The organism is Cupriavidus sp. USMAHM13 (assembly GCF_001854285.1).
GTDB classification, from domain to species: domain Bacteria; phylum Pseudomonadota; class Gammaproteobacteria; order Burkholderiales; family Burkholderiaceae; genus Cupriavidus; species Cupriavidus malaysiensis.
Genome location: NZ_CP017752.1, coordinates 3,039,199 through 3,065,704, shown reverse-complemented (window position 1 = coordinate 3,065,704; position 26,506 = coordinate 3,039,199). Strand labels below are relative to the sequence as shown.

Below are 26,506 nucleotides of genomic sequence, written 5' to 3'. Positions count from 1 at the left end.
GCGTCAGGCTCCGAGGATCTTGCCGTTGGGCTGGTAGACCGGCCAGTAGGTCTGCAGGCCGAGGTCGTTCAGCGCGGCCTTCAGGTAGCGCGTGTCGATCCACTGGTCGACGTCGATGCGCGCGCGGCTCAGGCGGAAGCGGTAGGCCTGCTCGGCGGCGTCCTTGTAGCGGCTGACCAGGAAGGGGTCGAAATTGGGATTGAGGCGGACCCGCAGCGGCTCGCCGTCGAAGTCTTCCTTCCAGTGGTCGTAGGGCGTGCCGGCGCGCGCCCAGGTGCGCAGCACATCTTCGCGGTGGCCCTCGTCCGAGGCCCAGCGGGCGGCTTCCACGGCGTTCTTGACCAGTTGCCGGGTGGCCTCGGGGTACTGGTCGGCGAAGGCCTCGGCCACCAGCACATGGCTCTGCCGCGTATAGATGGGCGACTGGTTCTTGCTCGAGTAGAGGATGCGCACCGCGCCCTTGTCGCGCAGGCGCAGGATGTCCATGGCGCCGATGGCGGCGTCGATGTCGCGCGTGGTCAGCGCGGCCAGGTAGCCGGCGGTATCGAGATTGAGCAGGCGCAGGTCCTTGTCGGTGAGGCCGTTGGCCTCCAGCAGGCGCAGCGCCGGCAGATGCATATTGGTGCCCTTGAACAGCGAGACGCGCTTGCCGCGCAGGTCGGACACGGTCTTCAGCGGCGAATCGGGCGGCACGCCGATATAGATGTTGGCGCGCACGCCGGTGGCCAGCACCAGGCGGGTCTTGAGCCCGGCGGCGCGCGCCACGATGGCCGGCAGGTCGCCCTGCAAGGCGAAGTCGAGCTGGCGGTTGGTCAGTGCCTCGTTGACGGCCGGGCCGGCGCCCTTGAAGAAATACCACTCCACACGCGTGCCGCTGGGCTTGAAGGCCTCCTCCAGCCAGCCGCGCGCATGCGCGATCGACAGCGAACTGCCGGCAAAGGTGGGCGGCTGGCCGGTGGCGGGCTGCGCCACGCCGATGCGGATCACCTCAGGGCGGGCGCCGCCGCTGGCGGCGAAGGCACTCAGGGGCGACAGCGCCGGCCAGGCGGGCAGCGCGGCGGCCAGGCCGGACAGGCCCAGGCGCTTGAGCAGGGTGCGGCGGGAGAGGGGGCGCGGCGCGGACATCGGGGGCGTTTCCTCTTGGGAGATAAAGGGACGGCTCCCAAGATACGCGGCGCCCCGGGGCGTGCAGAACGAATGTTTTTGCGCTTGCTTATCGCGCGTGTGCATATCGCGCGAGTGCAGATGCCGGCGGCGTCGCTGGAAAGCGCGCAAACCGTACAGATGGCCGCAGGGGCGGCCGTACAGGCAGCTGCGGCCCGTGCCGGAAGGCACCCTTTGCCGCGACCGCGGCCCGGGCTCACCCGCATTGCCCTGGACGGCATGCTCGGCCAAACTGGGCAATCTCCTCCCAGCATGGATGCCAGCATGACTGCCAAGACAGCCGCTTCCGTCGCCCCGGTCGCCGTTCCCGAACTCTGCCGCCTGCCCGCGCGTGCGCTGGCGCAGCGCATCCGCGCGCGCGAGCTGTCCTCGCGCGAGGTGGTGACGGCCTTCCTCGACCACATCGCGGCGCTGAACCCGCGCTTCAATGCCATCGTCTCGATGCGCCCGCCGGAGCAGGTGCTGGCCGAGGCCGATGCGGCCGACGCCGCGGTGGCGCGCGGCGAGCCGGTGGGCGCGCTGCACGGCCTGCCGCAGGCCATCAAGGACCTGGCGCCGACCCGCGGGCTGCGCTCCACCTCCGGCTCGCCGCTGTTCGCCGAGCACGTGCCGCAGGCCGACGCCATCGTGGCGGCGCGCATGCGCGCCGCCGGCGCCATCTTCATCGGCAAGACCAATGTGCCGGAGTTCGGGCTTGGCTCGCATACCTTCAATCCCGTGTTCGGCGCCACCGGCAATGCCTGGGATCCGTCGCGCAGCGCCGGCGGCTCCAGCGGCGGCGCGGCGGTGGCGCTGGCGCTGCGCATGCTGCCGGTGGTGGACGGCAGCGACATGGGCGGCTCGCTGCGCAATCCCGCCGCCTACAACAATGTGCTGGGACTGCGTCCCTCGCAAGGGCGCGTGCCGCACTGGCCGCGCGTGGATGCCTTCATGAGCCAGCTCGCCACCGAAGGGCCGATGGCGCGCAGCGCCGATGACCTGGCCCTGCTGCTGTCGGTGCAGTCGGGCTATGACGCGCGCGTGCCGCTGTCGCTGGACGGCGCCGTGCCCGACTGGCACGACCGGCTCGACGCCGACCTGTCCGGCGCGCGCATCGCCTGGCTGGGCGACCTGGGCGGCCACCTGGCCTGCGAGCCCGGCGTCCTGGCCCTGTGCGAGGCGACGCTGGCGCGGCTCGGCGAGGCCGGCATCCGCACCGAGGCGATCGCGCCCGCCTTCGACTGGGAGCGCGTGTGGCGCGCCTTCGTGGTGATGCGCCAGCTCAGCCTGGGCGCCAGCCTCGGCGGCGCCTATGCCGACCCGGTGCAGCGCGCCGGCATGAAGCCCGAGCTGCAGTGGGAACTGGAGGGCTTCCAGCGGCTCAGCGGTGCCGATGTGGCGCGCGCCGCGGTGGATCGCACCGCCTGGTACGACCTGGCGCTGCAACTGCTGGAGACGCACCGCTTCGTGGCGCTGCCGAGCGCGCAGGTCTTCCCCTTCGCCATCGAGGAGCGCTGGCCGGCCCGCATCGGCGCGCGCGAGATGGACAGCTACCACCGCTGGATGGAAGTGGTGACGCCTGGCACGCTGTCCGGCTGCCCCGTCATCAGCCTGCCGGCGGGGTGGAATGCGCAGGGCCTGCCGATGGGCGTGCAGATCATCGGCAGGCCGCGCGACGAACTGTCGCTGCTGCAGCTCGCGCATTGCCACGAGCGCATCACCGGCCTGCTGCAGGCGGAGCCGCCGGCGCTGGCGCCGGCCGGCTAGCCTGTCATGGGGTGGAGCGGGCAGCCAGGACGACGCCGGCGGCCGACAGCAGGGCCGAGACGCCTGCCAGAACGATCGACGAGGTGTAGCTCCGGTACAGGTCGAACAGCAGGCCGGCGACGCTGCCTCCGGCCACGGCCGCGATGCCTACGGCGATGTACAGCGCGCCGAGGATGGCGCCCAGGTTGCCGGTACCGAACCACGTGCTGGCGACTGCCGGATACAGCGCAATGCAACCGCCATTGGCCGCACCGAAAAGGAGAGCGAAGGCGGCGAGCGCAAGGAAGCCCTGCGCCGAGCTCCACAGGCCGCACAGGACGGCCAGGCTCAGCGTCACGAGCACCAGGAAGCGTTGTGGTCCCATCCGGTCGCCGATCCGGCCCAGCACCAGGCGGCCGCCGATGTTGCCCACCCCGATCAGGCCGATCAGCAGGTTGGCCTGCGTGACATCCAGGCCCTGTTGTTGCGCATAGGGATTGATGTGGACGAGCGCGAGGAACAGCCCGATCGATCCGAAGAAGATGGCCGAGAAGAGCCACCAGAACCGTGCCTGGCGCGCTGCCTGGCGCAGCGTGACGCCCGTGCCTGCCGGCGCCGCTTCCCTGGAGACGGCCGCGTCGGGGCGGATGCCGTCGGGATGTTGTCCCAGTTCCTCCGGTCTTCCGCGCAGACTGGCGGCCGCGGCAAGGCCAAGCAGGGCGATGGCGCCGGCATAGACCTGCATGGTGCTTTGCCAGGACAGGTGCTGCATCAGCGCGCCGGCGGCCATCGGGCCCATGAGGGTGCCCAGGCCGGTCCCGGCCAGCGCCAGGCCGGAGGCCGAGCTGCGGTGGACGATGAACCAGCGCTGGATGGTCGAGACCGCCGGCACATAGACCAGGCCGACGCCCAGCCCCACCAGGATGCAGAACGCGGCGAGGAACAGCGTGAGCGAAGACGAGAGCAGGCTGCTGGCCAGGAAGCCCAGTGAGAGCAGCAGGATGCCGGCGCTGGTCACGGTGCGCACCGGGATGCGGTCGCTCCATGCGCCCGAGAACACTCCGATCACGTAATAGATCAACGCCGTCAACGAGAAGATCGACGCCGTGGAGAAGCGGCCCGCATCGAAGTTCGTCTGCAGGACGGTGAAGAATGCGCCGAAGGAATAGGCTGCGCCGAAGATCAGCGCCAGCAGGAGATGAACCGCTCCTACCATGTACCAACCGCGGAACTGCTGCGTGTTCTCCATCAAGGTCTCCTCGTCCTCTGTGCCGCGATTCCGGATGCGGCCGAATGCCCTGCGGCCACGTCCGCGTTGACGGGCGGCTTCACCGGAGTGCCCGTGGCGTGGAGGGTTCGGCCATGCTTTAGATATCCGCCCTACCTATACCTGTATATACAGATTCGGGTGACGAGTTTGATGCAATTCGGGCCATTGCGTCAACCAGCAGGCAAGCTTTGATCCGCAGCGTTCAGGGCAGGTGGTTCTGCGGCAAGCGCCAAGAAAGCGGCAAGGCCGCGGAGACAAGCCATGGGTCCGTTCATGAGCCGGTACGGCGAGGGGGCCGCGGGCGCGCGGCCAAGGCACCCCGTGCCTTCTTCCGCCTGTCTGCCTGCCGTCGAGGCCCGCTGCGCCTGCGCCAGGCCGGCCGTCAACTCGGCGCAGAGGCCGGGCAAGCGCTCCGGCAAGGAGCGGCTCCTCGGCAGTCTGCATGGCGAGCCGTCCCAGTCGCCATGGCGGGCCGGCTGGCGCGGCAGGTCGCTGCAGCCTACTGCTCAGGCTACGCCGACCGGCCGCGTGCCGGCGATAGTGGTGCGGTGCAGCTCGCGGTCGAAGCCGTCGTAGTCGTTCATCGCCAGGTGCTGGGTACAGCGGTTGTCCCATACGGCCAGCGCGCCCGGCGTCCAGCGGAAGCGGCAGGTGAACTCGGGGCGGGCGGCGTGCTGGTGGAGGTACTGCAGCAGCGGCGCGCTTTCTTCCTCGCTCATGCCATCGAAGCGCAGGGTGTAGGTGCTGTTGACGTAGAGTGCCTTGCGGCCGGTGGCCGGGTGCACGCGCACCACCGGGTGCACGGCTTCGCGCATGGCACGCTCGTCGGTGCGCACGTCCATCTTGTGGGCGGGGTCGCCGTTGTTGACCACGGCGCCGTTGGCGCCATAGGAGCGCACCGGGCTGTGCACGGCATGCAGGCCTTCCAGCACGCTCTTGAGCGTGTCCGACAACGCGTCGTAGGCACGGTACATATTGGTCCACATGGTGTCGCCGCCGTAGGGCGGGATCACGCGCGCGTACAGGGCGGAGCCGAGCGGCGGGATCTCTGCGTAGCTCATGTCCGAATGCCACAGGCCGCCGAAATTGCGCTTGGTCTTTTCCTCCCGGCCTTTCATCACCGGCAGGATCTCCGGGTGGCCGGGCAGCGCGCGCACAAAGGGCACTTCGAGCAGCGGCCCGAAGCGCGCGCTGAAGGCCTTGTGCTGGGCGGGTGTGAGCTGCTGGTCGCGGAAGAAGATGACCAGGTGCTCATGCAGCGCAGCCTCGATCTCGGCGAAGACCGCATCGGGCAGCGGCGCGGCCAGGTCGACGCCGCGGATCTCGGCGCCGATGGTGCCGGCAATGGGTTGGATGTCCAGGGTCTGGGTTTGCGACATGGGAGTCTCCTCTTCGGGGTAGGGGGCGTGCCGGATGGGCGGGGTGGAATCGGGGAGGCCGTGCGGTGCCACCGCACGGCGTCCGTTGCAGGGGAGGGCCTGGTGAGCGGTGCACACTGCGCGGTGCTCACTGCACGGTGATATGGGCGCTGCGCACGAGCTGGCCCCACTTGCGCGATTCGCTGTCGATGTAGCGGGCGAACTCCTGCGGGCCGGCACCGGACACGATGCCGCCCATCTCGTCGAGCTGGCGGCGCACCTCGGGCTGTTTCAGGATGGCCTGCAGCGCCTTGTCGAGCCTGGCTACGATCGGCCTGGGCGTGGCGGCGGGGACCAGCACGCCGAACCAGCCGGCGATCTCGTAGCCGCGCAGCCCGGACTCGGCCATGGTCGGCACCTCGGGCAACTGCGGCGAGCGCTGCGCGCTGGTGATGGCGAGCGCGCGCAGCTTGCCCGTCTTCACCAGCTGCAGCGCCGAAGGCATGTTGTCGAACATCATCGGCACATGGCCTGCCATGGTGTCGTTCAGGCCGGGCGCGCTGCCCTTGTAGGGCACGTGCGTCAACGCCACGCCCGCCATCGACGCGAACAGTTCGCCGGCCAGGTGGAGCGAGGTGCCGGCCCCCGGCGTGGCGAACCCCAGCGGCGCGGGCTGGCGCTTCGCATAGGCCAGCAGGTCCTTGACCGAATGCACTGGCAGCGCCGGGTTGACCACCAGCAGGTTGGGCACGGCCATCAGCATGGTGACCGGGGCGAGGTCCTTGACCGGGTCGTAGGGCAGGTCGCGGTACAGCGACGGGTTGATCGCGAGCGGGCCGATATTGCCCATCACCAGCGTATAGCCGTCGGCCGGCTGCTTGGCTGCGAAGTCGGTGCCCAGGTTGCCGCCGGCCCCTGCCTTGTTCTCGATCACCACCGGCTGGCCGAGCTGTTCGCCCAGCTTCTGTCCGACCACGCGCGCCAGCATGTCGGTGGAGCCGCCGGGCGGGTAGGGCACGATCCAGCGGATCGGCCGGCTCGGCCACTGGTCCGCGGCGTGCACGGCGGCGAACGGTGCCAGCGTCGCCAGCAGGGTGAGTGCGAGGCCGAGCGCGTGGCGCAGGCGGGAAGGGCGCGTGCCGGCACATGCCGGGGCGCGGGTCTGGGGGGCCGTCATCTTGTTTGTCTCCGGAATTGGGGTCGCGGTACTTGCCACGCCCTCGTCCTTGGTTTAGTATGTTCACTAGATGAACTAGATGTGCTCATAGTGAACGAATGAAGAGTAATCGATCGATCCAGCGCTGTCTAGCGATCCTGCAGGCCTTCCGCCACAACGGGAGGCCGACGCTCGCCGAGCTGTCGCGTGCGGTCGACCTGCCGCACCCCACCGTGCTGCGCTTCCTGCTGACGCTGGAGGAGGACGGCTACGTGGCGCGTGAAGACAGCCGCTGGCGCCTGACCACGCGCATCTTCGAGATCGGCTTCGCCGCGCTGGAGAGCCTGGGTGTGACCGAGGCCGTGCAGGAGGTGCTGCAGCGCCTCGCCGATGCGTATTCAGGTACTTCCAACCTCGGTGAGGCGGGTGCCGACGGCGTGATCATCGTCGGCCGTGCGATGGCGCCGGCGGAACGGCGCCGGCTGGTGGTGATGAACCTGCGCGTGGGCAGCGTGCTGCCGCCGGCCAGCGCGCTGGCCATGGCGCTGGCACTGCCGGTGGGGCAATGGAGCGAGCTGGCCTATCCGGAAAGCAACCAGATGTCGGTGTCGGTGCCGCTGCCGGCCGGCGGCTCGCGCCGGCTGTCGCTCGGCATCTCCACCGCGACGGCAGAGGCGCCGCCGGAGCGCATCGTGGCCGAGATCGTGCCGGCGCTGCAGCGGGCGGCGGCCGACGTCAGCCGCATGATCGGCCTGGCGCCGGTCTGAGTGTGCATCGGCGCGTCGGCGTGCCGGCCTTGGAGGGCCGAGCGGCGCCACCGGCGGCTATCGCCCATTCTCCCGCGCGGATCCGCTGTTTCGCTCCTTCCTTCTATTTCGCTCCGCACCGAAGTAGTGCTAATCTTCGCCCTTGCCTCAGACATTCATCCACGATCTTGAATGTCTGGACATTGGCTGGCCGGGACACGACCCCGCGCGGCCTGCCGCAGGTGTGCCGGGTTGCCTTCCCGGAGCGCGTTGCGGTGTCAACAGTGGCACGCCGTCCGCACAGGCGTCGATGGCGCGCCTCCTGCCAAGCACAAGCGAGACATCCGTGGCTTCACTCACCCTTGACACCTTCCTGGCCGGCGTCGCCCGGCGCGACCCCCATCAGCCCGAATTCCTGCAGGCCGTGAAAGAGGTGATGCTCACCCTCTGGCCCTTCGTGCAGCGTCATCCCCGTTATGCCGAGCTGGCCCTGCTGGAGCGCCTGGTCGAGCCGGAGCGGGTGATCCAGTTCCGCGTGGCCTGGACCGACGACCAGGGCCGCGTGCAGGTCAACCGCGGCTTCCGCGTCCAGCACAGTTCGGCCATCGGCCCCTACAAGGGCGGCATGCGCTTCCATCCCACCGTCAACCTGTCGGTGCTGAAGTTCCTCGGCTTCGAGCAGACCTTCAAGAACGCGCTCACCACGCTGCCCATGGGCGGCGGCAAGGGCGGCTCGGACTTCGATCCCAAGGGCAAGTCCGACGGCGAGGTGATGCGCTTCTGCCAGGCGCTGATGAGCGAGCTGCACCGCCACCTGGGCGCCGATACCGATATCCCCGCAGGCGATATCGGCGTGGGCGGCCGCGAGGTCGGCTTCATGGCCGGCATGATGAAGAAACTGTCCAACCAGTCCGCCTGCGTCTTCACCGGCAAGGGCCTGGCGTTCGGCGGCAGCCTGATGCGTCCCGAGGCCACCGGCTACGGCACGGTCTACTTCGCGCAGGAGATGCTGCACCGGCGCGGCCGCGATTTCGACGGCCTGCGCGTGCTGATCTCCGGCTCCGGCAACGTGGCGCAGTACGCCGCGCAGAAGGCGATGGAGCTGGGTGCGAAGGTACTGACCGTGTCGGATTCCGGCGGCGTGCTGCACTATCCCGAGGGCATGCGTGCCGGCCAGCTCGAGGAGCTGATGGCCTTCAAGAACGAAGAGCGCGGCCGCCTGAGCGACTTCGCCGCGCGCCACGGACTGCGCTTCGAGGCGGAGCGCACGCCCTGGCACGTGCCGGCCGACGTGGCGCTGCCGTGCGCGACGCAGAACGAGTTGAACGGCGCCGACGCCGAGCGCCTGCTGGCCAACGGCGTGTTCTGCGTGGCCGAGGGCGCGAACATGCCGTCCACGCTGGAGGCGGTCGACCGTTTCCTGGAGGCGCGCATCCTCTATGCACCGGGCAAGGCCAGCAACGCCGGCGGCGTGGCCACCTCCGGGCTGGAGATGTCGCAGAACGCGATGCGGCTGTCCTGGCACCATGCCGAGGTCGACGAGAAGCTGCACGCGATCATGAAGGATATCCACCAGAACTGCATCCACCACGGCCAGAAGGACGGCGGCTACATCAACTACGTCGAGGGCGCCAATATCGCCGGCTTCGTCAAGGTGGCCGACGCCATGCTGGCGCAAGGCGTGATCTGACGCCGGGCGGCGCGCGGCCGGCCCGCGCGCGCCAAGGTAAGAAGGGGCGCCCGCGGGCGCCCCTTCTTCGTTGCCGGCCGCGATCGACGGCCGTCCCGCTCAGTTCTTGTTGTTATTGGTGTTGTTGATGGCGTTGAACTGCTGCGTCAGGTAGCTGCTGGTCTGGTTCATCCGCTGCACCACCAGGTCCAGCTTGGCGAACTGCGCGCGATAGCGCTCCATGTTGGCATTGATGTTGTCCTGCGTCTTGGTGTAGTCCTTCTGCAGGTCCTTCAGCGACTTGTCGAGGCCGTCGGTGGCGAGCTTGAGCGCGCCCTTGTCGCCGTTGAGGTCGTCGATCGCCGTGCTGATCTGCTTGGCATAGCCATCGGCCTTGCCCTCGCCGACGAACAGGCGCGTGACGCCGCTGACATTGTCCTTGAGCGCCTTGCTCAGCTTGGTGTCGTCGATGGCGAGCGAGCCGTCCTTCTGGAACGAGAGGCCGATCTGTGCCAGGTTGCTGATGCCGCCCGCAGCGCTGCCCGCCGAGGCGTTGAGGATGTTGCGCAGCTTGGTCTGGATGCCGCGCAGCACGCCGTCGCCGGTCAGCACCGAACCCGTCTTGGTGGTGCTGTCGACGGCAGTCAGCTTGCCTGCCATGTTGTGCAGGTTGTTGAAGGCGCTGACGAAGGCCTGCACGGCCGACTTGACGTTGTCGAGGTCGCGCGTGACGCTCAGGCTGGTGGTACCCACCTTGTTGAGCGTCAGCGTCACGCCCTGCGCGGCGTCGGCGACGGTGTTGCTGGCGCTGGTGACCGCCATGCCGTTGATGGTCAGGTTGGCGTTGGTGCCGCGCACGGTTTCCCTGACCCCGCTGGGCTGGTTGGCCTGCTCCGGATCGTAGCCGAGCAGGCCCTGCAGTTCGGGCGAGCTGGCGCTGATGCGCATGGTCGTCGCCGCCCCCGTCTTGTCCGAGGTCAGCACGATGCGGTAGGGCGTGTTGCTGCCGTCGTTGGCGATGCTGGCGGTGACGCCGATGCCGGCCTTGTTGATGGCGTCGCGGATGCCCTGCAGCGTGTTGTTGCTGCTGTCGATGGTGACTTTCTTGGTGGCGTCCGCGGTGGCGCTGAAGGCGGGATTGACGTAGGTGCCGTAGGTCGGCGAAGCAGGGTCCTCGTCGTAGCCGCTGACCGAGCCGAAGTCGAACACCAGGGTGCCGGTGCCGATGGCCCGGGTCTGGCTGGCCTGGCCGGCGGCGACCAGCGACTGGGCCTGGGCCAGGCTCTTGACGTTCACGGTGTAGCTGCCCGGCGTCGCATTGGATGCGGTGGCCGCGCCCAGGATCTCCGTCGAGCCGACCGAGGCCTTGGTCACGCTGAAGGTGGCCGTGTCCGCCAGCTTCTTGGCGGACGCCTGGAAGGCGGCCAGCATGCTTTTGACGTTGCCGTAGGCCGATACCTTGGCCTGGTAGGCGGCCTGCTTGTTCTTCAACAGATCGAGCGGCTTGCTTTCCGCCGCGGACAGCTTGGTGAGCAGCGTGTTCAGGTCGAGACCCGACCCGACGCCCAGAGAGGTGATGGATGCCATCGGCGTTACCCTTCGAATTTTGAGTTCTTCACTGTGTAGCCGGCACGCCAGGACCGGACGCCGTGCGGCAATGGCGGCACGCCGGTGACTGGCACCGGCGGCCGGCTTGCGCGTTCATTGGCGGAGCCCGGCCTTCCCCCGTTGCGAGCGCCCGGACCGATCGCGGTGCCGGCTCCAGGCCGGCCGCCGCGCGGGCGCTTCCTTCCCGCCAGGCGGGGGAATGTATGACATGCGGAGAGACTTCATCTGTCTCCATCCTGCATTATCGGACGGGGCCTGGCGATCTTTAGCGGAGAAATGAGGGGGATTCCGGTGCCATGGCGGGCGACCGGGGCGATTCAGAAGGGGGGCGGGGATCGGCGGCGGTCCTGGTGGCGGGAGCCTCAGGGCGCGCGCCGGTCTGCGCGCAGCCGTGCCGCCCGCTGGTTCCATTGCGAGAACAGCGTGTCCAGGCAGGCCACCGTGGTACAGGCATCGCGCCGCGCGAGGAAGGCGTCGATCTCCGCCTGGCGGATCGCGCCGGCCTGCAGCAGGCGCTGCTGCTGGGCGCGGATTCGGCCATTGCCCATGGCCAGCAGCGCGTGCTCGCAGATCAGCCGCGCGGCCGGCGTGCCGGGTGCCGCGCAGTCCGGCTCGGCGGCGCGCGCCGTGCCCGGGCTGGCGAGGGCCGCGAGGGTGGCGAGGGTGGCGAGGGTGGCGAGGGTGGCGAGGGTGGCGAGGCCCGGGGCGGCGCTCAGGCGGGGCAGAAGTGGCATCGGATCGGCATCGAAAGTCCCCGGCGGCGACGCCGCGAAGGTCCGGAGCGAGAGCATACACGTCCGGGCCGCGCCGGCGCGTTTCGCCGCGCACGGGTATGATCCGCGCAAGCCTGCGGGCATCGCGGCCCGCATCGGACCCTCTTCCACCACAACAGGAGAACAAGCATGGCAGGCGATCTCAGCCAGACGGTGCGCGCACTGGTGTTCGATGTGTTCGGCACGGTCGTCGACTGGCGGACCTGCGTGGCCCGCGAGGCCGCGCCCTTCCTCGCGCGGCACGGACTCGCGGTGGAGCCGGAGGCCTTCGCCGACGCCTGGCGGCGCGAATATGTGCCGGCGATGGCCGAGGTGCGCAGCGGCCGGCGCGGTTTCGTGCGGCTCGATGTGCTGCACCGGGAGAACCTGGTGCGTGCGCTGGCCGGCCTCGGCGCCGACGTGGCGCGCATCCCGGGCGCGGAGCTCGATGCGCTCAACCTGGCCTGGCACCGCCTCGACCCGTGGCCGGACAGCCGCGAGGGCCTGCAACGGCTCAAGCAGCGCTTCATCATCGCGCCGCTGTCGAACGGCAACATCCGCCTGATGGTGGACATCGCCAAACGCGCCGGCCTGCCCTGGGACGCCATCCTCGGCGCCGAGGTGGTGCGCGACTACAAGCCTTCGCCGGCGGTCTACCTGCAGACCGCGGAGATCCTGGGACTGGCGCCGGCCGAACTGTGCCTGGTCGCCGCGCACAACGGCGATCTCGCCGCGGCACGCGCCTGCGGCCTGTCCACGGCCTTCGTGGCGCGTCCGCGCGAGCATGGCCCGGCCCAGTCCACCGACCTGGCCGCCGAGCAGGACTGGGATGTGGTCGCGGCGGACTTCGGCGAGCTGGCGCAGCGCTTCGGTTGCTGAGCGCGCCGCGCCGGGAGCGCGCGGGCGCCCGCCGTCAGCACTCGACCACGTTGACGGCCAGGCCGCCGAGCGAGGTTTCCTTGTAGATGGCCTTCATGTCCTCGCCGGTCTGCTTCATGGTACGGATCACGGTGTCGAGCGAGACGTAGTGGCTGCCGTCGCCGCGCAGCGCCATGCGCGCCGCGTTGATTGCCTTGACCGCGCCCATGGCGTTGCGCTCGACGCAGGGGATCTGCACCATGCCGCCGACCGGGTCGCAGGTCAGGCCCAGGTTGTGTTCCATGCCGATCTCGGCGGCATTCTCCACCTGCTGCGGCGTGCCGCCCTGGGCGGCCGCCAGCCCCGCGGCCGCCATCGAGCAGGCCACGCCGACCTCGCCCTGGCAGCCGACCTCGGCCCCGGAGATGGACGCATTGGTCTTGTAGAGGATGCCGATGGCCGCGGCGGTCAGCAGGAAGTCCACCATGCCTTCCTCGTCGGCCCCCGGCACGAAGCGCATGTAGTAGTGCAGGACCGCCGGCACGATGCCGGCCGCGCCGTTGGTCGGCGCCGTGACCACGCGCCCGCCGGCGGCGTTCTCCTCGTTGACCGCCATGGCCCAGGCATTGACCCAGTCGAGCGCCGCCATCGGATCGGCGCCGGCGGCGCCGCCCTGCGCCAGCGCGCGGTAGAGCTCGGGGGCGCGGCGCCGCATGCGCAGCGCGCCGGGCAGGGTCTGCGGTGCCGCGCCGCGCAGGCCGAGGCCGCGCTGCACGCATGCCTGCATGACCTGCCAGATCTCCCGCAGCCCTTCGCGCACCTTGGCCGCCGGCTGCCAGGCGCATTCGCGCGCCAGCATCAGGGCGGCGATGCTGCGGCGGCGTGCCAGCGCCAGCGCGATCAGCTCATCGCCGCTGTGGAACACGCAGGGCGGCACGGGCCGCGCGTCGGCACCGCCTGGCGCGGCGCCCTGCTCGATGACGAAGCCGCCGCCGACCGAGTAGTACTCGGCCTCGCGCAGTGCCGTGCCGCCGGCGTCGAAGGCGGCCAGGCGCATCGCGTTGGGGTGGGCGGGCAGCACGCGCTCGCCGCGGAAGGCGAGGTCGCGGCGGACGTCGAAGGCAATCCGGTGCGTGCCGAGCAGGGGCAGGCTGCCGTCGTGGCGCACCGCCGCCACGCGCGTGGCCACGGCGTCGGGATCGACCGTCTCCGGCGCCTCGCCCATCAGGCCGAGCAGCACGCCGGTATCGGTGGCGTGCCCGCGCCCGGTCGCGCCCAGCGAGCCGTACAGGTCCACCTGCAGCCGCGCCACCGCGGGCAGCAGGTCCTGCGCGTGCAAGGCGCGCGCGAACAGCAGGGCGGCGCGCATCGGTCCCACCGTGTGCGAGCTGGACGGGCCGATGCCGATCTTGAAGATGTCGAAGACGGACAGGAACATGGCTCGAGGAGGATCCGGCTTCAGGCCAGCGGCAGCTGCCGCTCGACCAGCCTGGCCCAGTAGGCGGCGCCCAGCGGCAGGATGCGGTCGTTGAAGTCGTAGTAGGGGTTGTGCAACGGCGGATCGTCGGGCCCTTCGCCGGCGCCGATGCCGATATACGCGCCAGGGCGCTGCTCCAGCATGAAGGCGAAGTCCTCCGAGCCCATGGCCGGCTTGACGTCGGTCTTGACGTTGCCGGTACCGACCAGGCTGGCCGCCGCGCCGACCGCCGCCGCGGTCTCCTCCGGCGTGTTGACCACGCCCGGGTAGCCGGGGCGGAAATCCAGCGCGATGCGTGCGCCGTGCGTCAGCGCCACGCCGGTGCAGATCTGCTGCATGGCCTGCTGGGTGCGCTCGCGCACGGCCGGGTCGAGCGAGCGCGTGGTGCCGCGCAGCACCACGGATTCGGGAATCACGTTCCAGGTGTCGCCGCCGTGGATCTGCGTGATGCTGACCACCACCGCGTCGTTGGCGTCGGTGCGGCGGCTGGCGATGGTCTGCAGCGCCATCACCAGCTGGGCCGAGACCACCACGGGGTCGATGCCGTGGTGCGGCTGGGCGCCGTGCGAGCCCTTGCCGGTGATGGTGATCTCGAAGTTGTCGAGGAAGGCGGTCATGGTGCCGGGGCGGATGGCGAACTTGCCGCGCGGCAGCTGGGGGAAGTTGTGCATGCCGTAGACGGCGTCGGCGGGGAACTTGTCGAACAGGCCCTCCTGCACCATCACGCGGCCGCCGCCCTCGTTCTCCTCGGCGGGCTGGAAGACGAAGTGCACGGTGCCGCGGAAAGGCTTGTGGCGCGCCAGGTGGGCGGCCGCGCCGAGCAGCATGGCGGTGTGGCCGTCGTGCCCGCAGGCGTGCATCTTGCCGGCGCAGGTGGAGGCGTGCGCAGCGCTGCCGAGCTCCTGCATATTGAGCGCGTCGAGGTCGGCGCGCAGCGCGATGCTGGGGCCCTCGCCGTGGCGCAGGGTGCCGACCACGCCGGTGGTGGCCAGGCCGCGGTGGACCTCGATCCCCATCAGTTCGAGCGCATGCGCCACGATATTGGCGGTGCGGTGCTCCTCGAAGGCGGTTTCGGGCGAGGCGTGGATGTCGCGCCGCCAGTCCACCATGCTCTGGCGGATGTCGTCGGCGATGTCAGGGTCGCGGTACATGGCTGCTCGGGCTCCTGGAAGTCTTGGTGTGTTGAAGTCTTGACGTCGATGCGGGTCAGTGGAAGCACTCGGCGATCAGCGTCGCGCCGAGGAAGGTGCCGGCGGTGGCGGTCAGCGAGACCACCACGATGCGCCAGCCGAGCTGGCGGAAGATGGGCAGGTCCTTGGCCACGGAGAAGCCGGCCAGCGCCAGCACGGGCGTGGTGAAGGTCATGAAGTTGAGCTTGTCGGCCAGCGCGACGAGCGCATCGGAGAAGGGGAACAGGCCCGGCACGCCGGCCAGCGTGGCGGCGATGGACAGCATCAGCAGCAGCGGCAGGCGCGGCAGCAGGCGCTTGGCAAGGTGGCACGCCGCCACCAGCGCGACGACGGCCAGCACGCCTTCCAGCGAGACCAGCACCGGCACCTGGTAGGAGAGGCGGTTGCCGACCAGCACACCTGCGCCGACCACTGCCCAGCCGAGCATGGTATCGGCGCCGGACAGGCCGTGCGCGGGCAGCACGGCGGCGCCCAGGCTGGCGCTGCCGGTGGCGGCCTGGCGCGGCGAGAGGCGGCCCAGCACCGGTTCGAGCTTGCCGTACAGCCAGGAGCACAGCGGCAGCGACAGGAACAGCGTGAAATAGAAGCCGGCCACCGAGGTCAGCAGGTTGGAGGCGGCGGCGATGGCGGTGATGTCGGCCGCGTGCTCGGCGGGGTGCTGGGCCAGGATGGCGCCCACGGCGGCCGCCATCAGGCTGCCCGAACCGACGCCCGCGCCCATGGCCAGCGAGCGCGGGTCGAACACGTGCAGGCTGCTGAGGAAGCCGGCCAGGATGGCGATGAAGAGCGCGCCCAGCACCGTGCCGGTGATGTACTCCGCCAGCACGCCGCGGCCTTCGGGCGAATCCATGCCGTACTTCTCGCTGATGATGGCGATATTGCCCTCGCGCCCCACCGAGAAGGTGGCGCCGACCGCCTCCCGCTTGAGGCCGAGCAGCAGCGCGAGCGGCAGGCCCAGGGCCAGGGTGCCGAGTGCATGGCCGAACTCCTGGAACAGCAGGGCCCAGCCCGCCGCCCTGACCTTGGGCAGCGCCACGCCGACGGTGAGGCCGAGCTTGACCACGAACAGCAGCAGCCCCGCATTGAGCAGGCCGGTGGCCAGCGCCTGCAGGCCGGGGCCGACCGACAGCGGGCGCGGCAGGCGCCGGCTGGCGATGCCGAGGGCGGCGGCCATCAGCAGCGACCACATCATCGGCATCAGCACCACGCGGCCGGGACCGAGCTTGAACTGGAGCGGGCCGATGGCTTCGGCCAGCGCCACCACCGCGAGGGTGACGGCGAACAGGCGGAACTTGGCGAAGGCGGTGACGGCGCCGAGGCCGGGCGCGGACGGCGCGGCGGCGCCGGGGGACAGGGAGTGGGTCATGGCATGTCTCGCTAAGGGGCCCGGCGGGCCGCGGCGGGCGGACTCACGGTCATCGCGGTCCGTGAGCGGACCGCCAGCCGGCGGGCAGTGCACAAGTATTCCGAGCCACGGGCGTTTCATCAATGATCGGGATATGGGAAACTTGTTGCATTCAATGCAACACTCGCGCAGCCGGCGCGACCGGCCCGCGGCACGTGCCGTGCCCGCCGCGCCGGCCGCGCTCGAGAAGACCGCATGACCGCATGACCGCATGACCGCATGACCGCATGACCGGAAGACCCGAAGACGGAGACTTGCCATGACGCTGATGGACGATCGGCTCGACACGCGCCGCGTGCGCTACTTCATGCAGGTGCTGGAGAGCGGTTCGGTGCGCGGCGCGGCCGAGGTGCTGGACATGGATCCGTCGGCGGTGAGCCGGGCCATCGGCGTGCTGGAGAAGGAGTGCGGCACGCGCCTGCTGGAGCGCCATGGGCGCGGCGTGATGGCCACCGAGGCCGGCCACCTGCTGGCGGCCTATGCGCGCAGCCAGCAGGGGCAGCAACAGCAACTGCTGGCCGAGATGGACAGCATCGAGAAGGTGGCGCGCGGGCATATCGACATCGTCGCCGGCGAGGGCTTCGTCGAGTGGATGATGCACCATAGCCTGCGCACTTTCATGCAGGCCCATCCCGGCATCACCGTGGACCTCGACGTGGCCAGCACCGACGACATCGTGCGCCGCATCGTCGACGGCACCGCCCACATCGGCATGGTGTTCCAGCCGCCGCACGATGCGCGGCTGCGCGCTCACCATGTCTATGCCCAGCCGATCGAAGCCCAGGTGCTGGCCTCCCACCCGCTGGCGCGGCAGCGCGGCCCGCTGCGGCTGCAGGATCTGTTGCCCTATGCGGGGGCCACGCTGCACCGCACCTTCGGCGTGCGCCAGCATATCGAGGCCGCCGAGATCAGCGAAGGCGTGCGCCTGCCGTCGATGCTGACCACCTCCTCGTTCAGCGCGCTCGGGCACTTCGTCATGGGCGGGCTTGGCTACGCGCTGTGCACGCGCATCGCGCAATGGTCGTCCTATGGCGACGAGCGGCTGGTGTCGCTGCCGATGGGCAACCCGCTGCTGTCGCAGGGGCAGGTCCAGGTGGTGTCGCGCCAGGGCCGGGCGCTGACGCCGGCCGCGGCCAGCCTGCTGCGGCAGATCGTGGCCGACATGCCAAGGTGGCTGCGGCGGGATGCCGGCCGGTGTTCCGACGCTTGAAGCCCTGATTCAGGACACCGGGCGCCGGTGCGACCGGCGGGTTTCCACTCAGCCTTTGCGCGTGCTTTCGACCAGGTCCGAGGCGAAGGCTTCCCACAGCGCGTCGCGGCGCTGCAGCGCATCGATGGTGGCGGGTTTGCGCAGCTGCACCACCGCCGACACCAGCGCATTGCAGAGAAAGAACGCCGCCGTGTAGGAATCGAAGGGCGAGGCATTGGCGGTGCGCACCAGCAGGTGGTGGTCCGCCAGCGGCACCAGCGGCGCGGCCGGACTGTCGCACAGGGCGACGACGCGGGCGCCCTGTGCGCGGAAGACGCGCGCGATGCTGACCGGAGCGCGCGAATAGCGCCGGATGCTGAAGGCGAGCAGCACGTCGTCCGGCTTGAGCCAGAGCACGCCGTCGGTCGGCGTGACCGCACCGGCGCCGAGCTCGTGCACGTCGGGCCGGCACATGTTCAGGTGCAGCGCCAGCCAGGCGCTGACCGGCGCGCTGTTCTTCTGCGCCAGCACGAAGATGCGGCCCTTGGCCGTGGCGAGCAGGTGCGCGATGGCCTCGAAGGCCGCAAGATCCAGCGATTCATGGGTGGCGGCGAGATTGTGCTGGTCGTGGCGCAGGGCATCGTCCAGGCAGTCGCGCAGCGTGCGCTTGGCGCCGATGGCGGCGGGCGCGCGCAGGCCGGCGGTGGGCAGCGCCGCCGTCACGCTGGCGCGCGCTTCGCGCTGCGCGTCGGCATAGCTGGCGTAGCCCAGCTTGGCGAACAGCCTGACCACGGTCGAGGCGCTGGTGCCGTGCTGCGCGGCCAGCGCGGTGGCCGATTCCAGCAGCACATGCGGATAGCCCTGGCCCAGCGCGGCCGCCAGTTCGCGTTCCCGCGCCGTCAGCGTGGCCGCCTCGCGGGCCAGTCGGTCCAGCAGGGTGGCGTCGTCCGGCGTGGCCGGCTTGGAGGATTTCATCGGCTTGACATGTTTGCAATACGTATTGCATGATCGTATCACGTTTGCAATGGTCGAATCATCGACGGGACCCGCCGTCCGGAGCACAAGCCGCATGCAAGAGAACGAAGAGAACGAAGTGAACGAGTTCGTACCGGCCAGGGACAGTGGCATGGATAAAGATGAGGAAGCGGTGCTGGCCTGGCTGGCCGGCCGCGAGTCGGCCATGCAGGCGCTGCTGCAGCGCATCGTCGACATCGACAGCGGCAGCCGCCAGGAGGCTGGCGTGACGGCGGTGGCCGAGGTCCTGGGCGCGCACCTGCGCGAGGCCGGCATGGCCGTGGCCTTCCATGCCGTGCCCGGCTTCGGCGTCTGCCTCGACGCCGGGCTGCCCGGTTCCGGCCAGGGGCGCCCGATCCTGCTGATGGGCCATATGGATACGGTCTACCCGGCCGGCACCGTCGCACGCAGGCCCTTCCGCATCGAGGCGGGGCGCGCCTACGGGCCGGGCGTGGCCGACATGAAGTCGGGCCTAGTGATGAACGTCTTCGTGGCCGAGGCGCTGGCGCGCCTGGGCCGCCAGGCGCCGCCGCTGCGCCTGTTCTTCTCCTGCGACGAGGAGATCGGCTCGGGCGCCACGCGCGAGCGCATCATGGAGGTGGCGCGCGGCGTGCGCACCGTGTTCAACGCCGAGCCGGGCCGCGTCAGCGGCAACCTCGTCACCGGCCGCAAGGGCTCGATGGTGGTGGCGTTCGAGGTGGAAGGGGTGGCGGCGCACGCCGGCATCAATCCGGCGCAGGGTGCGAGTGCGATCGACGCGCTGGCGCGCAAGATCGTCGCGCTGCATGCCCTCACCGACGCCGGGCAGGGCATCACCACCAATGTCGGCTGCGTGCAGGGCGGCATCGTGCCGAACATGGTGGCGCCGCAGGCGCAGGCCCAGCTCGACGTGCGCTTCACCGCCGAGACCGACGTGGAGGCCCTGGTCGAGCGCATCCGTGCCATCGTCGAGGAAGAGTCCATCCCGCGCACGCGCGGCCGCATCACCGAACTGCGCCGCACCATGCCGATGGCGCGTACCCCGGACGCGCTGCTGGCGCTGTACCAGGGCAATGCCGAGCGGCTCGGCTTCCGCGTCGAAGGCGAATTCACCGGCGGCGCGGCCGACAGCGGCCTGACCGCCTCGGTCGGCACGCCCACGCTGTGCGGCACCGGCCCGGTGGGCGGCCACGCACATACCGAACGCGAGTACTGCGAGCTGTCGACCTTCGTGCCGCGCGCGCAGGCGCTGGCACTGACCATCCTCGGCCTGCGTTGAACGGCTGGATCCGGCCTTCCCCCAAGTTTCCTGGCTCTTCCTAATCTCCCATGCAGAAGCTGATCTCTACCCGTCGCCACTTCCTCCGCCTGGGCCTGGGCGCCGTGGCGCTCGCGGCCGCGCCGGCCGCCGTGCTGGCCCAGGGTGCCTGGCCTGCCAAGCCCATCACGCTGGTCGTGCCGTTCCCGCCGGGCGGCTCGGTCGACATCATGGCGCGCCAGTACGCCGACCCGCTGGCGCGCATCCTCGGCGTGCCGGTGGTGGTCGACAATCGCCCGGGCGCCGGCGGTTCGGTCGCCACGCAGTCGGTGGCGCGCAGCAAGCCCGACGGCTACACGCTGGTGGTGTCCTCGCAGAGCAGCCACCTGGCCAATCCGCTGACGCAGCCGCGCATCGGCTACGACCCGATCAAGGATTTCGAGAACATCGCCATCCTGGGGCGCCAGCCCAATGCGCTGGTGGTCCATGCCAGCCTGCCGGTGCGCACCTTCGCCGAGTTCCTCGCCTATGCGAAGAAGAACCCCGGCAAGCTCGACTACGGCAGCGGCGGCGCCGGCAGCATGGGGCAGCTCAATGTGGAGATGCTCAAGGCCAATACCGGCATCTATGCCACGCACATCCCCTATCGCGGCGGCTCGCAGCTCATCACGGCGGTGCTGAGCAATGAGGTGCAGTTCATCCTGGACAACCTGGTCATCATGCTGCCGCATATCAAGGACGGCAAGGTGCGCGCGCTGGCGGTGGCGTCCGAGCAGCGCCTGCCGCAGCTGCCCGACGTGCCGACCTTCGCCGAACTGGGCTATCCGCAGCTCAACCTGAGTTCCTGGACCGGCATCGCCGCGCCTGCCGGCACGCCGGAGCCGGTGGTGCAGAAGCTGTACCAGGCGGTGCGCCAGGCCGCCAGCGATCCCGCCATGCAGGCGGCGCTGCGCTCGCGCGGCGTGGTGCCGCCGGAGGACATGCCGCCGGCCGCCTTCGAGAAGATGATGGCCGAGCGGCTGCAGCGCTACGGCGAGGTGGTCAAGCGCGCCAAGATCTCGGCGGAATAAACGGGAGGACCCCGCCGGGCCATGGCGCGGTAGCGTATGGCGGGGTGTGGCATCGACGGGCGGCGGCCGGCACGGGAAACCGTGGCCTGCCGCCTTCGCATGGCGCGGCCGGCAAGGCGACGCCGGCGGTGCGCCGGCGATCGGGTCTCAGCGATAGGGTCTCAGCGATAGGGTGTCAGCGGTAGGGCGTCTGCAGGATGCCCATCACCGTGCGGATGCCGTCGCGGTAGTTGCCCAGCCGCATGTTCTCGTCGTAGCTGTGCTGGTTGTTGTCGGCATTGACCAGCGGCACGATGACGAAGGGCGACTGCAGCGCCTGCACCGCGGCGCCGGTGGGTACCGTGCCGCCCATCATGCGGATCTGCACCGGCGCCTGGCCGTAGGTGGACTGCATGGCCTGCTGCAGCCAGCGGCTGACCGGGGCGTCGAGCGGTGTCCGCGCCGCCGAACTGGAGGCCGGCACCTCGCCGGCGCTGAGCGAAGCCAGCTTGGGATAGCGCGCCCGCTCCTCCGCGCTCGGCTCGCCCTCGACCAGGTGGTAGCCCTGCTTCTGCACGTGTTCCTTGAGGCGGGCGAACAGGTATTCCGGGCTGGTCTCGGGCACCGTGCGGATGTCGATCTCCGCCAGCGCCGACGAGGGCACCACGGTGCGCGCCTTGGCGCCGACGTCGCCGGCGGCCATGCCGCGCACGTTCAGGCTCGGATACTGCATGGCTTCCTGGTAGTTGGCGCCGACCCGCTCGGCCGCGGCGATGCCCAGGCGGCGGCGCAGCGCCGCCTCGTCGTCCGGCACGGCGCTCATGATGCGGCGCGCTTCGTCGTCGAGCCTGACCGGGCTGTAGTAGCCCGGGATGGTGACGCGGCCCTCGTCGTCCTTCATGCTGGCCAGCAGGCTGGCCAGGCGCTGGGCGGGATTGGCCGAGTAGTTGCCATAGTGGCCGCTGTGCAGCTCCTGGCCGGCGCCGAATACCTTGAGCTTGACCAGCAGCACGCCGCGGTTGCCGAACACCAGCGTGGGCCGGTTGCTCTGGTGCATGGGGCCGTCGAAGATCACCATGCCATCGTTGCGCAGCAGCGCCAGGTTCTGGCCGATCACCTTGCCCAGCGAAGGCGAGCCCTTTTCCTCTTCCGAATCGAGCAGGACCTTGATGTCCACGGCCGGCTCGGCGCCGGCGGCCTTGAGTGCGTCGACGGCCGCCAGGAACATCACGATGGGGCCTTTGTCGTCCGAGGACGAGCGCGCGAACAGCCGCCACTCGGGATCGACCCGCTCGCCGTAGAGGTGCTCCAGCGGCAGCGCCTCCCACTTGCCGTCGGCCTGGCGCGCCTTCAGCACCGCCTCCCAGGGACTGCGCTGCGCCCACTGCGACGGCGTCACCGACTGGCCGTCGAAATGCATGTAGAACAGCACCGTCTTGCGCGGCGCCGCGCCGGCCGCCGCCGGCGCCTTGAGCTCGGCGTAGACCATCGGCTTGCCCTCGTTGGGCAGCTCGCGCGCGTTGAAGCCGCGCCGCGCGAAGGCCTGCACCAGCCAGGCGGCATTCTTCTGGATGTCGGCCGGCACGTTGGCGTCGTTCGGCATGGCCAGCAGTTCCACCCACTCGCGGTAGCTGCCGGCGGCGGCTCGCATGGCCGCCTGTTCCAGCGCGGCGCCGTCGAGCGTGGCGGCGCCGGCACCGGTGGCCAGCAGGGCCGCGCCCAGGGCGGCGGCCAGGGGCCAGGCGAGCGGGCGGCGCAGGGAGCGCGGGCGCTGGCGGTCGGTGCGGGGGGCTCGTATCGGGTCGTTCATCGTGTCCTCGTGGATCCAGGTCGGCTGCTGTGGTGCCTTGGTCTTGTCATCGGCCGGCAGGGTGGCCGGCGCAGCGCTCAGATGGTAGCGCGTCCCTTGCCTGCCGGGCCGCCGATTCCGTTCCGGCCGGCTTTCGACGGCGCCGCCGCGGGCGCCTCCACCGGGTTGCGCGAGGCCTGTGCATTGCGCGACGGCGATGCGCCCCGCTATCACGGCAAGGGCGTGCATCGCGCGGGGGCCGGGGATGGCCGCGCGCCATGCCGGCAGCGATGCCGCGCATCCGCTGCGGCGCGGGGCTTGAGGCCGCGCGCGGGACGTCAGGCGGGCGGGGTTTCCAGCGGGGCTTCCAGCGGGATTTCCGGCGCGACTTCGAGCGCGAACACCAGGCGCTGCAGTTGCCGCCGAGTGCCGGCGTCGAGATCGACGAAGACGCAGCCGACCTTGCGCCGAGCGTCCGCCTGCGGGGTGGCGGGGCCGTGCCGTACCACGCGCAGGCTGGCCTGCACGATGCCGAAAGGGCCGAAGTCCAGCGTGCAGTCCGGCAGCAGCCGTCCGGGCGCGAAGACGGCCAGCAAGCCGAGCGGCACGCGCAGGCCGACGCCGCTCAGCGACAGGTCGCGGATGTCCAGGCTCAGCGGCGGGCCACCAGCCTCATCTTCCCGCCGGCAGCGGAAGCCGCGCGCCGCCGCCAGGCGGACGCGGAAATGCCTGCGCGCCTGCAGGTACTGCAGGCGCGCAGGCAAGGGAATGTGGAAGGCGGGCGTATTGCCCAGGCGGGTCACCTCGGGCGTGCCGGCGGCGAAGCGGATGGGCGTACCGCCCAGCGAGCCGCGCAGGCTCAGGCCGGTGGCGTTCAGCAGCCGTTCCAGTTCGCGCCCGTTGCGGCACCATTCGAGCACGCAGGCGCGCCGGTCCTCGTCGGCCAGCAGCAGGCGGGTCGGGATGCCGGCCGGCTCGAACAGCAGCGGCGTGCGCGTGCGGGCCAGTTCACGCAGCACACGGGCGATGCTTGCCGGCTCGTCGAGCCAGAAGTCGTCCTGCGCGGTGGCCGGCTGCACGGTCGGTGACATGGGGCGGATCGTAAACCATCATTTCGAGGGGATACGGGATTATCGCCTGCCTGTTGGCGGCATGGCGTGGCTGCCAGGCAACGTGCGCGGCGGCGCGTGCGGCGAGGTGCCGGAAGCGGCACTGGAACGGCGGGGAACGGTGGCGCGGCAAGGCCGCGCCCATCCGGCTCGGGCGGGGGTGCCCGTCGGCGCTCAGTGGGGGAAGCGGTCGTCGCCGTTGGCGATGTAGTGGCTGGCTTCCTCGCCCCAGTGGGTCATCTGGCGGGCGCGCGGCTTGATGGCGCCATCGACGTAGACATCGCGCTGGCCGGCATGGGCGGCCGAGTCGAAGGGGCGGGGGCCTTGCTGGGCGAAGACGGGGGTCGACAGCGCGCCGAGGGTGGCGGCCAGGGCCAGGAAGGAGAGTGCGGCTTTCTTCATTTTATTATCGGCGTCAGCGGATTCATGGGTTCGTGACGCCAGCATGTCATCAGGAGTGGCGGCATTATAGGGGTTTTCCCTAGACCGTGCAGGGCGAGTTTGCGGCGGCGCAATAATCCCCGCCAAGGACACCTTGGCTGTGACTCAAAGGCAGCTTTCCATGCGATCAGGGTCGTTCCGGGCGGCCGGGATCGGCCACAGGTGCTGCCATCGCCCTGGTGGGGGGGGGTGTCTCCGCGCGAGACTTCCGGGCCTCAAAAAAAAGAGAGCCCGCGGGGCGGGCTCTGCGAAGGACCATCGTCACGGTCACTCACGCACGGCATGTCATGCGCTTGACATGGATAGCGGCAGTGCGGGCCTCGCCTTTTCCCCCACCGTAGCGGGGGGGAGGGCGCTAGTCCGGGCGCCGGGTTTGCCCTGGTGTCTTGTCAGGCTCTCGCGCGAAGGGTGGAGTGCCACGGCAGTGCGTTGCGATGGCCGTTTCCACCGTCGATTGTGCGGTGCTGCCCGCCGTCCGCTGCTGCCGGCACCAATACAGCGCCTCAATCTGCCTGCATTGGCGCACAATATCGGTCTCGGGCGTGTGTGAGCGCCTTGCATATTTGGGAGCCGGTATGAGCAGCAATGTCGAAGCAGTCTTTTCCATCGAACCCAGCCAACACCCCGTGGCCGCCGCGGAGCGTGCGCGTTTGCTGGAGAATCCCGCCTTCGGCAGGGTGTTCTCCGATCACATGGCGACCATCCGCTACACCGAGGGCAAGGGCTGGCACGACGCCAGGATCGCCGCGCGCGGCCCCTTCGAGTGCGATCCGGCCATGCAGGTGTTCCACTACGCACAAGAGATTTTCGAGGGGATGAAGGCCTATCGCCTGCCCGATGGCGGTGGTGCGCTGTTCCGCCCTGACGCCAATGCGCGCCGCTTCCGCAACTCGGCCCGCCGCCTGGCCATGCCGGAGCTGCCCGAGGCACTGTTCCTGGAGTCCGTGCGCGAACTGGTGCGCCTGGACCGCGAGTGGATTCCCACCGTGCAGGGCGGTTCGCTGTATCTGCGCCCTTTCATGATGGCTACCGAGGTGGCGCTGGGCGTCAAGCCGGCGGCCGAATACCTGTATTGCGTGACGGCCTGCCCGGTGGGCGCGTACTTCAAGGGCAGCAACCCGGCGGTCACCATCTGGGTGTCGGACAACTACACGCGTGCCGCGCCTGGCGGCACGGGCGAGGCCAAGTGCGGCGGTAACTATGCGGCCAGCCTGCTGGCGCAGGCCGAGGCCTCGCGCGAGGGCTGCGACCAGGTGGTCTTCCTCGACGCGGTCGAGCGGCGCTGGGTGGAAGAACTCGGCGGCATGAATGTCTTCTTCGTCTTCGACGATGGCTCGCTGCAGACGCCGCCGCTCACCGGCACCATCCTGCCCGGTATCACGCGCGAGTCGCTCATCGTCCTGGCCCGAGACATGGGCCTGACGGTACGTGAAGAGCCGTACTCGATCGACCAATGGCAGGCCGATGCCCGGAGCGGCCGCCTGCGCGAAGCCTTTGCCTGCGGCACGGCCGCCGTGGTGACGCCCATCGGGACGGTGAAGGGCCACAAGCACAACTTCACGATCGGCGATGGCGGCGCCGGCAACCTGACGATGCGCCTGAAGAACGCGCTGGTCGACCTGCAGCAGGGCCGCGCGGCAGATCCGCATGGCTGGATGGACCGCCTGTTCTAAGCCAGCTCCGACCCGCGATCCGCTCGAGGGTTCCCCGTCCTGGTGCTGCGGCCGGCGCGCAAGGCGAGGCGGGGCCGCGGGGAGGGCTTCTGTTCCCGGATAGCCTGGGCCGGTCCAGGGTTCACCAGGGTATGAGCGGAGATGGCAAGCGGATAGAAGAGGCGCTTGGGATTTTTTTCTGAAAAGCCTTGCCAATTGGTTATCGAGGCATTAGTATTCGCCTCCCCGTTCGCAGCGCACCGCGTGACGGGGAGGGAATGGCAGGATTGGAGCGGCTCGAATGAGTGCGGCGTCCGAATAAAAGAAATTCTCGAAATCGCTTGATTGATCTCGAAAAATTCTTTATAGTCTCGTTCCTTCGCTGCAGACATAACGCAGCGGCAACGCAAACCGGCAAAGCCGGATGCGGCCCGAGAGGGTGGTTCTTTAACAAACAAACACCGATAAGTGTGGGTGCTTGATAGTGAATGCGGAAGACCTCGGTCTTCTAGCTTGCAAATTATCAGTGCTCGCACAGTAAACATGTTTGGTTTCGTCTTCGGACGGAGCCAGTCAGTTTTCTGAGAGTGAGCGACCGCTCGAAAGAGCGAGGTTTGCGCAGGCAACTGCGCGGAACCACACAGAGAT

At 69.9% G+C, this 26,506-nt stretch carries 21 protein-coding genes; 8 read left to right on the top strand and 13 right to left on the bottom strand.

The features are described 5' to 3' along the window. Positions 1 to 3: 3 nt before the first annotated feature. Complete coding sequence (locus tag BKK81_RS31635; RefSeq protein ID WP_071021257.1) at positions 4 to 1,125, bottom strand: ABC transporter substrate-binding protein; 1,122 nt, start codon at positions 1,123 to 1,125, stop codon at positions 4 to 6. A 303-nt stretch (positions 1,126 to 1,428) separates the two neighbouring features. On the opposite strand from BKK81_RS31635, the gene BKK81_RS31630 reads away from it, so the two are divergent. Continuing rightward, complete coding sequence (locus BKK81_RS31630) at positions 1,429 to 2,910, top strand: amidase (RefSeq protein WP_071022774.1); 1,482 nt, start codon at positions 1,429 to 1,431, stop codon at positions 2,908 to 2,910. A gap of 4 nt (positions 2,911 to 2,914) precedes the next feature. Here BKK81_RS31630 and BKK81_RS31625 read toward each other — a convergent pair whose 3' ends face one another. The 3 genes from BKK81_RS31625 to BKK81_RS31615 all read right to left on the bottom strand — a co-directional run bounded on the left by BKK81_RS31625 (position 2,915) and on the right by BKK81_RS31615 (position 6,694). Next, complete coding sequence (locus BKK81_RS31625) at positions 2,915 to 4,138, bottom strand: MFS transporter (protein WP_071021255.1); 1,224 nt, start codon at positions 4,136 to 4,138, stop codon at positions 2,915 to 2,917. Positions 4,139 to 4,665: 527 nt separating this feature from the next. Further along, positions 4,666 to 5,538 carry a TauD/TfdA dioxygenase family protein gene (locus BKK81_RS31620; protein WP_071021253.1) on the bottom strand — a complete coding sequence of 291 codons (873 nt, stop codon included), beginning with the start codon at positions 5,536 to 5,538 and terminating at the stop codon, positions 4,666 to 4,668. A gap of 127 nt (positions 5,539 to 5,665) precedes the next feature. Further along, positions 5,666 to 6,694 (bottom strand): Bug family tripartite tricarboxylate transporter substrate binding protein, encoded by a 1,029-nt coding sequence (locus tag BKK81_RS31615; protein ID WP_083384643.1) that lies wholly within the window; start codon positions 6,692 to 6,694, stop codon positions 5,666 to 5,668. Positions 6,695 to 6,792: 98 nt separating this feature from the next. Between BKK81_RS31615 and BKK81_RS31610 the strand changes: the two genes are divergently transcribed. Continuing rightward, positions 6,793 to 7,440, top strand: coding sequence for an IclR family transcriptional regulator (locus BKK81_RS31610; protein WP_071021250.1), 648 nt, complete (start codon positions 6,793 to 6,795; stop codon positions 7,438 to 7,440). Between the two features lie 325 nt (positions 7,441 to 7,765). Beyond that, entirely contained in the window at positions 7,766 to 9,109 is a 1,344-nt protein-coding gene (gene gdhA / locus BKK81_RS31605; RefSeq protein ID WP_071022768.1) for an NADP-specific glutamate dehydrogenase, read from the top strand. A 99-nt stretch (positions 9,110 to 9,208) separates the two neighbouring features. Here the strand turns inward: gdhA and fliD are convergent, their stop codons facing one another. Both fliD and BKK81_RS35805 read right to left on the bottom strand, forming a co-directional pair. Beyond that, on the bottom strand, positions 9,209 to 10,675 hold the full coding sequence (fliD, locus tag BKK81_RS31600; RefSeq protein ID WP_071021247.1) for a flagellar filament capping protein FliD: 1,467 nt from the start codon (positions 10,673 to 10,675) through the stop codon (positions 9,209 to 9,211). A gap of 383 nt (positions 10,676 to 11,058) precedes the next feature. Continuing rightward, the gene (locus BKK81_RS35805) at positions 11,059 to 11,430 is read right to left on the bottom strand and encodes a hypothetical protein (RefSeq protein WP_156811511.1); all 372 of its coding nucleotides are present in this window, start codon (positions 11,428 to 11,430) and stop codon (positions 11,059 to 11,061) included. Positions 11,431 to 11,598: 168 nt separating this feature from the next. Here BKK81_RS35805 and BKK81_RS31590 point away from each other — a divergent pair, with 168 nt between their 5' ends. Next, a complete protein-coding gene (locus BKK81_RS31590; protein WP_071021244.1) occupies positions 11,599 to 12,327 on the top strand; it encodes a haloacid dehalogenase type II in 729 nt (242 codons plus the stop codon). Positions 12,328 to 12,361: 34 nt separating this feature from the next. Here BKK81_RS31590 and BKK81_RS31585 read toward each other — a convergent pair whose 3' ends face one another. Genes BKK81_RS31585 through BKK81_RS31575 form a run of 3 tightly spaced genes read right to left on the bottom strand, consistent with a single transcriptional unit; the run spans position 12,362 to position 16,339 of the window. Continuing rightward, positions 12,362 to 13,744, bottom strand: a complete 1,383-nt coding sequence (locus tag BKK81_RS31585) for an L-serine ammonia-lyase (RefSeq protein WP_071021241.1) — start codon at positions 13,742 to 13,744, stop codon at positions 12,362 to 12,364. Positions 13,745 to 13,764: 20 nt separating this feature from the next. Beyond that, positions 13,765 to 14,934 carry a M20 aminoacylase family protein gene (locus BKK81_RS31580; RefSeq protein WP_071021239.1) on the bottom strand — a complete coding sequence of 390 codons (1,170 nt, stop codon included), beginning with the start codon at positions 14,932 to 14,934 and terminating at the stop codon, positions 13,765 to 13,767. Positions 14,935 to 14,989: 55 nt separating this feature from the next. After that, entirely contained in the window at positions 14,990 to 16,339 is a 1,350-nt protein-coding gene (locus tag BKK81_RS31575; RefSeq protein ID WP_071021236.1) for a DUF3100 domain-containing protein, read from the bottom strand. A gap of 307 nt (positions 16,340 to 16,646) precedes the next feature. On the opposite strand from BKK81_RS31575, the gene BKK81_RS31570 reads away from it, so the two are divergent. Continuing rightward, the gene (locus BKK81_RS31570) at positions 16,647 to 17,588 is read left to right on the top strand and encodes a LysR family transcriptional regulator (protein ID WP_071022763.1); all 942 of its coding nucleotides are present in this window, start codon (positions 16,647 to 16,649) and stop codon (positions 17,586 to 17,588) included. Between the two features lie 48 nt (positions 17,589 to 17,636). On the opposite strand, the gene BKK81_RS31565 is transcribed toward BKK81_RS31570, so the two are convergent. Next, positions 17,637 to 18,542, bottom strand: coding sequence for a MurR/RpiR family transcriptional regulator (locus BKK81_RS31565; RefSeq protein ID WP_071021233.1), 906 nt, complete (start codon positions 18,540 to 18,542; stop codon positions 17,637 to 17,639). Between the two features lie 151 nt (positions 18,543 to 18,693). Between BKK81_RS31565 and BKK81_RS31560 the strand changes: the two genes are divergently transcribed. Continuing rightward, complete coding sequence (locus BKK81_RS31560) at positions 18,694 to 19,839, top strand: M20 family metallopeptidase (protein WP_071022760.1); 1,146 nt, start codon at positions 18,694 to 18,696, stop codon at positions 19,837 to 19,839. A gap of 50 nt (positions 19,840 to 19,889) precedes the next feature. Further along, positions 19,890 to 20,888: a Bug family tripartite tricarboxylate transporter substrate binding protein gene (locus tag BKK81_RS31555; RefSeq protein WP_071021230.1), complete on the top strand. Its 999-nt coding sequence runs from the start codon at positions 19,890 to 19,892 to the stop codon at positions 20,886 to 20,888. Positions 20,889 to 21,063: 175 nt separating this feature from the next. Here BKK81_RS31555 and BKK81_RS31550 read toward each other — a convergent pair whose 3' ends face one another. The 3 genes from BKK81_RS31550 to BKK81_RS31540 all read right to left on the bottom strand — a co-directional run bounded on the left by BKK81_RS31550 (position 21,064) and on the right by BKK81_RS31540 (position 24,167). Then, positions 21,064 to 22,677 carry a M20/M25/M40 family metallo-hydrolase gene (locus tag BKK81_RS31550; RefSeq protein ID WP_083384811.1) on the bottom strand — a complete coding sequence of 538 codons (1,614 nt, stop codon included), beginning with the start codon at positions 22,675 to 22,677 and terminating at the stop codon, positions 21,064 to 21,066. Positions 22,678 to 22,994: 317 nt separating this feature from the next. After that, positions 22,995 to 23,747, bottom strand: coding sequence for a flagellar brake protein (locus tag BKK81_RS31545; protein ID WP_071021228.1), 753 nt, complete (start codon positions 23,745 to 23,747; stop codon positions 22,995 to 22,997). 192 nt (positions 23,748 to 23,939) lie between these two features. Then, positions 23,940 to 24,167 (bottom strand): hypothetical protein, encoded by a 228-nt coding sequence (locus tag BKK81_RS31540; protein ID WP_071021225.1) that lies wholly within the window; start codon positions 24,165 to 24,167, stop codon positions 23,940 to 23,942. Between the two features lie 614 nt (positions 24,168 to 24,781). Here BKK81_RS31540 and BKK81_RS31535 point away from each other — a divergent pair. Beyond that, positions 24,782 to 25,879 carry a branched-chain amino acid aminotransferase gene (locus BKK81_RS31535; protein WP_071021221.1) on the top strand — a complete coding sequence of 366 codons (1,098 nt, stop codon included), beginning with the start codon at positions 24,782 to 24,784 and terminating at the stop codon, positions 25,877 to 25,879. Positions 25,880 to 26,506 lie beyond the last annotated feature (627 nt).

Excerpts from the sequence above, each read along its gene's own strand:
- BKK81_RS31635 (WP_071021257.1), bottom strand. The coding sequence starts at position 1,125 with ATGTCCGCGCCGCGCCCCCTCTCCCGCCGCACCCTGCTCAAGCGCCTG.
- BKK81_RS31630 (WP_071022774.1), top strand. The coding sequence starts at position 1,429 with ATGACTGCCAAGACAGCCGCTTCCGTCGCCCCGGTCGCCGTTCCCGAA.
- BKK81_RS31625 (WP_071021255.1), bottom strand. The coding sequence starts at position 4,138 with ATGGAGAACACGCAGCAGTTCCGCGGTTGGTACATGGTAGGAGCGGTT.
- BKK81_RS31620 (WP_071021253.1), bottom strand. The coding sequence starts at position 5,538 with ATGTCGCAAACCCAGACCCTGGACATCCAACCCATTGCCGGCACCATC.
- BKK81_RS31615 (WP_083384643.1), bottom strand. The coding sequence starts at position 6,694 with ATGACGGCCCCCCAGACCCGCGCCCCGGCATGTGCCGGCACGCGCCCT.
- BKK81_RS31610 (WP_071021250.1), top strand. The coding sequence starts at position 6,793 with ATGAAGAGTAATCGATCGATCCAGCGCTGTCTAGCGATCCTGCAGGCC.
- fliD (WP_071021247.1), bottom strand. The coding sequence starts at position 10,675 with ATGGCATCCATCACCTCTCTGGGCGTCGGGTCGGGTCTCGACCTGAAC.
- BKK81_RS35805 (WP_156811511.1), bottom strand. The coding sequence starts at position 11,430 with ATGCCACTTCTGCCCCGCCTGAGCGCCGCCCCGGGCCTCGCCACCCTC.
- BKK81_RS31590 (WP_071021244.1), top strand. The coding sequence starts at position 11,599 with ATGGCAGGCGATCTCAGCCAGACGGTGCGCGCACTGGTGTTCGATGTG.
- BKK81_RS31585 (WP_071021241.1), bottom strand. The coding sequence starts at position 13,744 with ATGTTCCTGTCCGTCTTCGACATCTTCAAGATCGGCATCGGCCCGTCC.
- BKK81_RS31580 (WP_071021239.1), bottom strand. The coding sequence starts at position 14,934 with ATGTACCGCGACCCTGACATCGCCGACGACATCCGCCAGAGCATGGTG.
- BKK81_RS31575 (WP_071021236.1), bottom strand. The coding sequence starts at position 16,339 with ATGACCCACTCCCTGTCCCCCGGCGCCGCCGCGCCGTCCGCGCCCGGC.
- BKK81_RS31570 (WP_071022763.1), top strand. The coding sequence starts at position 16,647 with ATGGACGATCGGCTCGACACGCGCCGCGTGCGCTACTTCATGCAGGTG.
- BKK81_RS31565 (WP_071021233.1), bottom strand. The coding sequence starts at position 18,542 with ATGAAATCCTCCAAGCCGGCCACGCCGGACGACGCCACCCTGCTGGAC.
- BKK81_RS31560 (WP_071022760.1), top strand. The coding sequence starts at position 18,694 with ATGGATAAAGATGAGGAAGCGGTGCTGGCCTGGCTGGCCGGCCGCGAG.
- BKK81_RS31555 (WP_071021230.1), top strand. The coding sequence starts at position 19,890 with ATGCAGAAGCTGATCTCTACCCGTCGCCACTTCCTCCGCCTGGGCCTG.
- BKK81_RS31550 (WP_083384811.1), bottom strand. The coding sequence starts at position 22,677 with ATGAACGACCCGATACGAGCCCCCCGCACCGACCGCCAGCGCCCGCGC.
- BKK81_RS31545 (WP_071021228.1), bottom strand. The coding sequence starts at position 23,747 with ATGTCACCGACCGTGCAGCCGGCCACCGCGCAGGACGACTTCTGGCTC.
- BKK81_RS31540 (WP_071021225.1), bottom strand. The coding sequence starts at position 24,167 with ATGAAGAAAGCCGCACTCTCCTTCCTGGCCCTGGCCGCCACCCTCGGC.
- BKK81_RS31535 (WP_071021221.1), top strand. The coding sequence starts at position 24,782 with ATGAGCAGCAATGTCGAAGCAGTCTTTTCCATCGAACCCAGCCAACAC.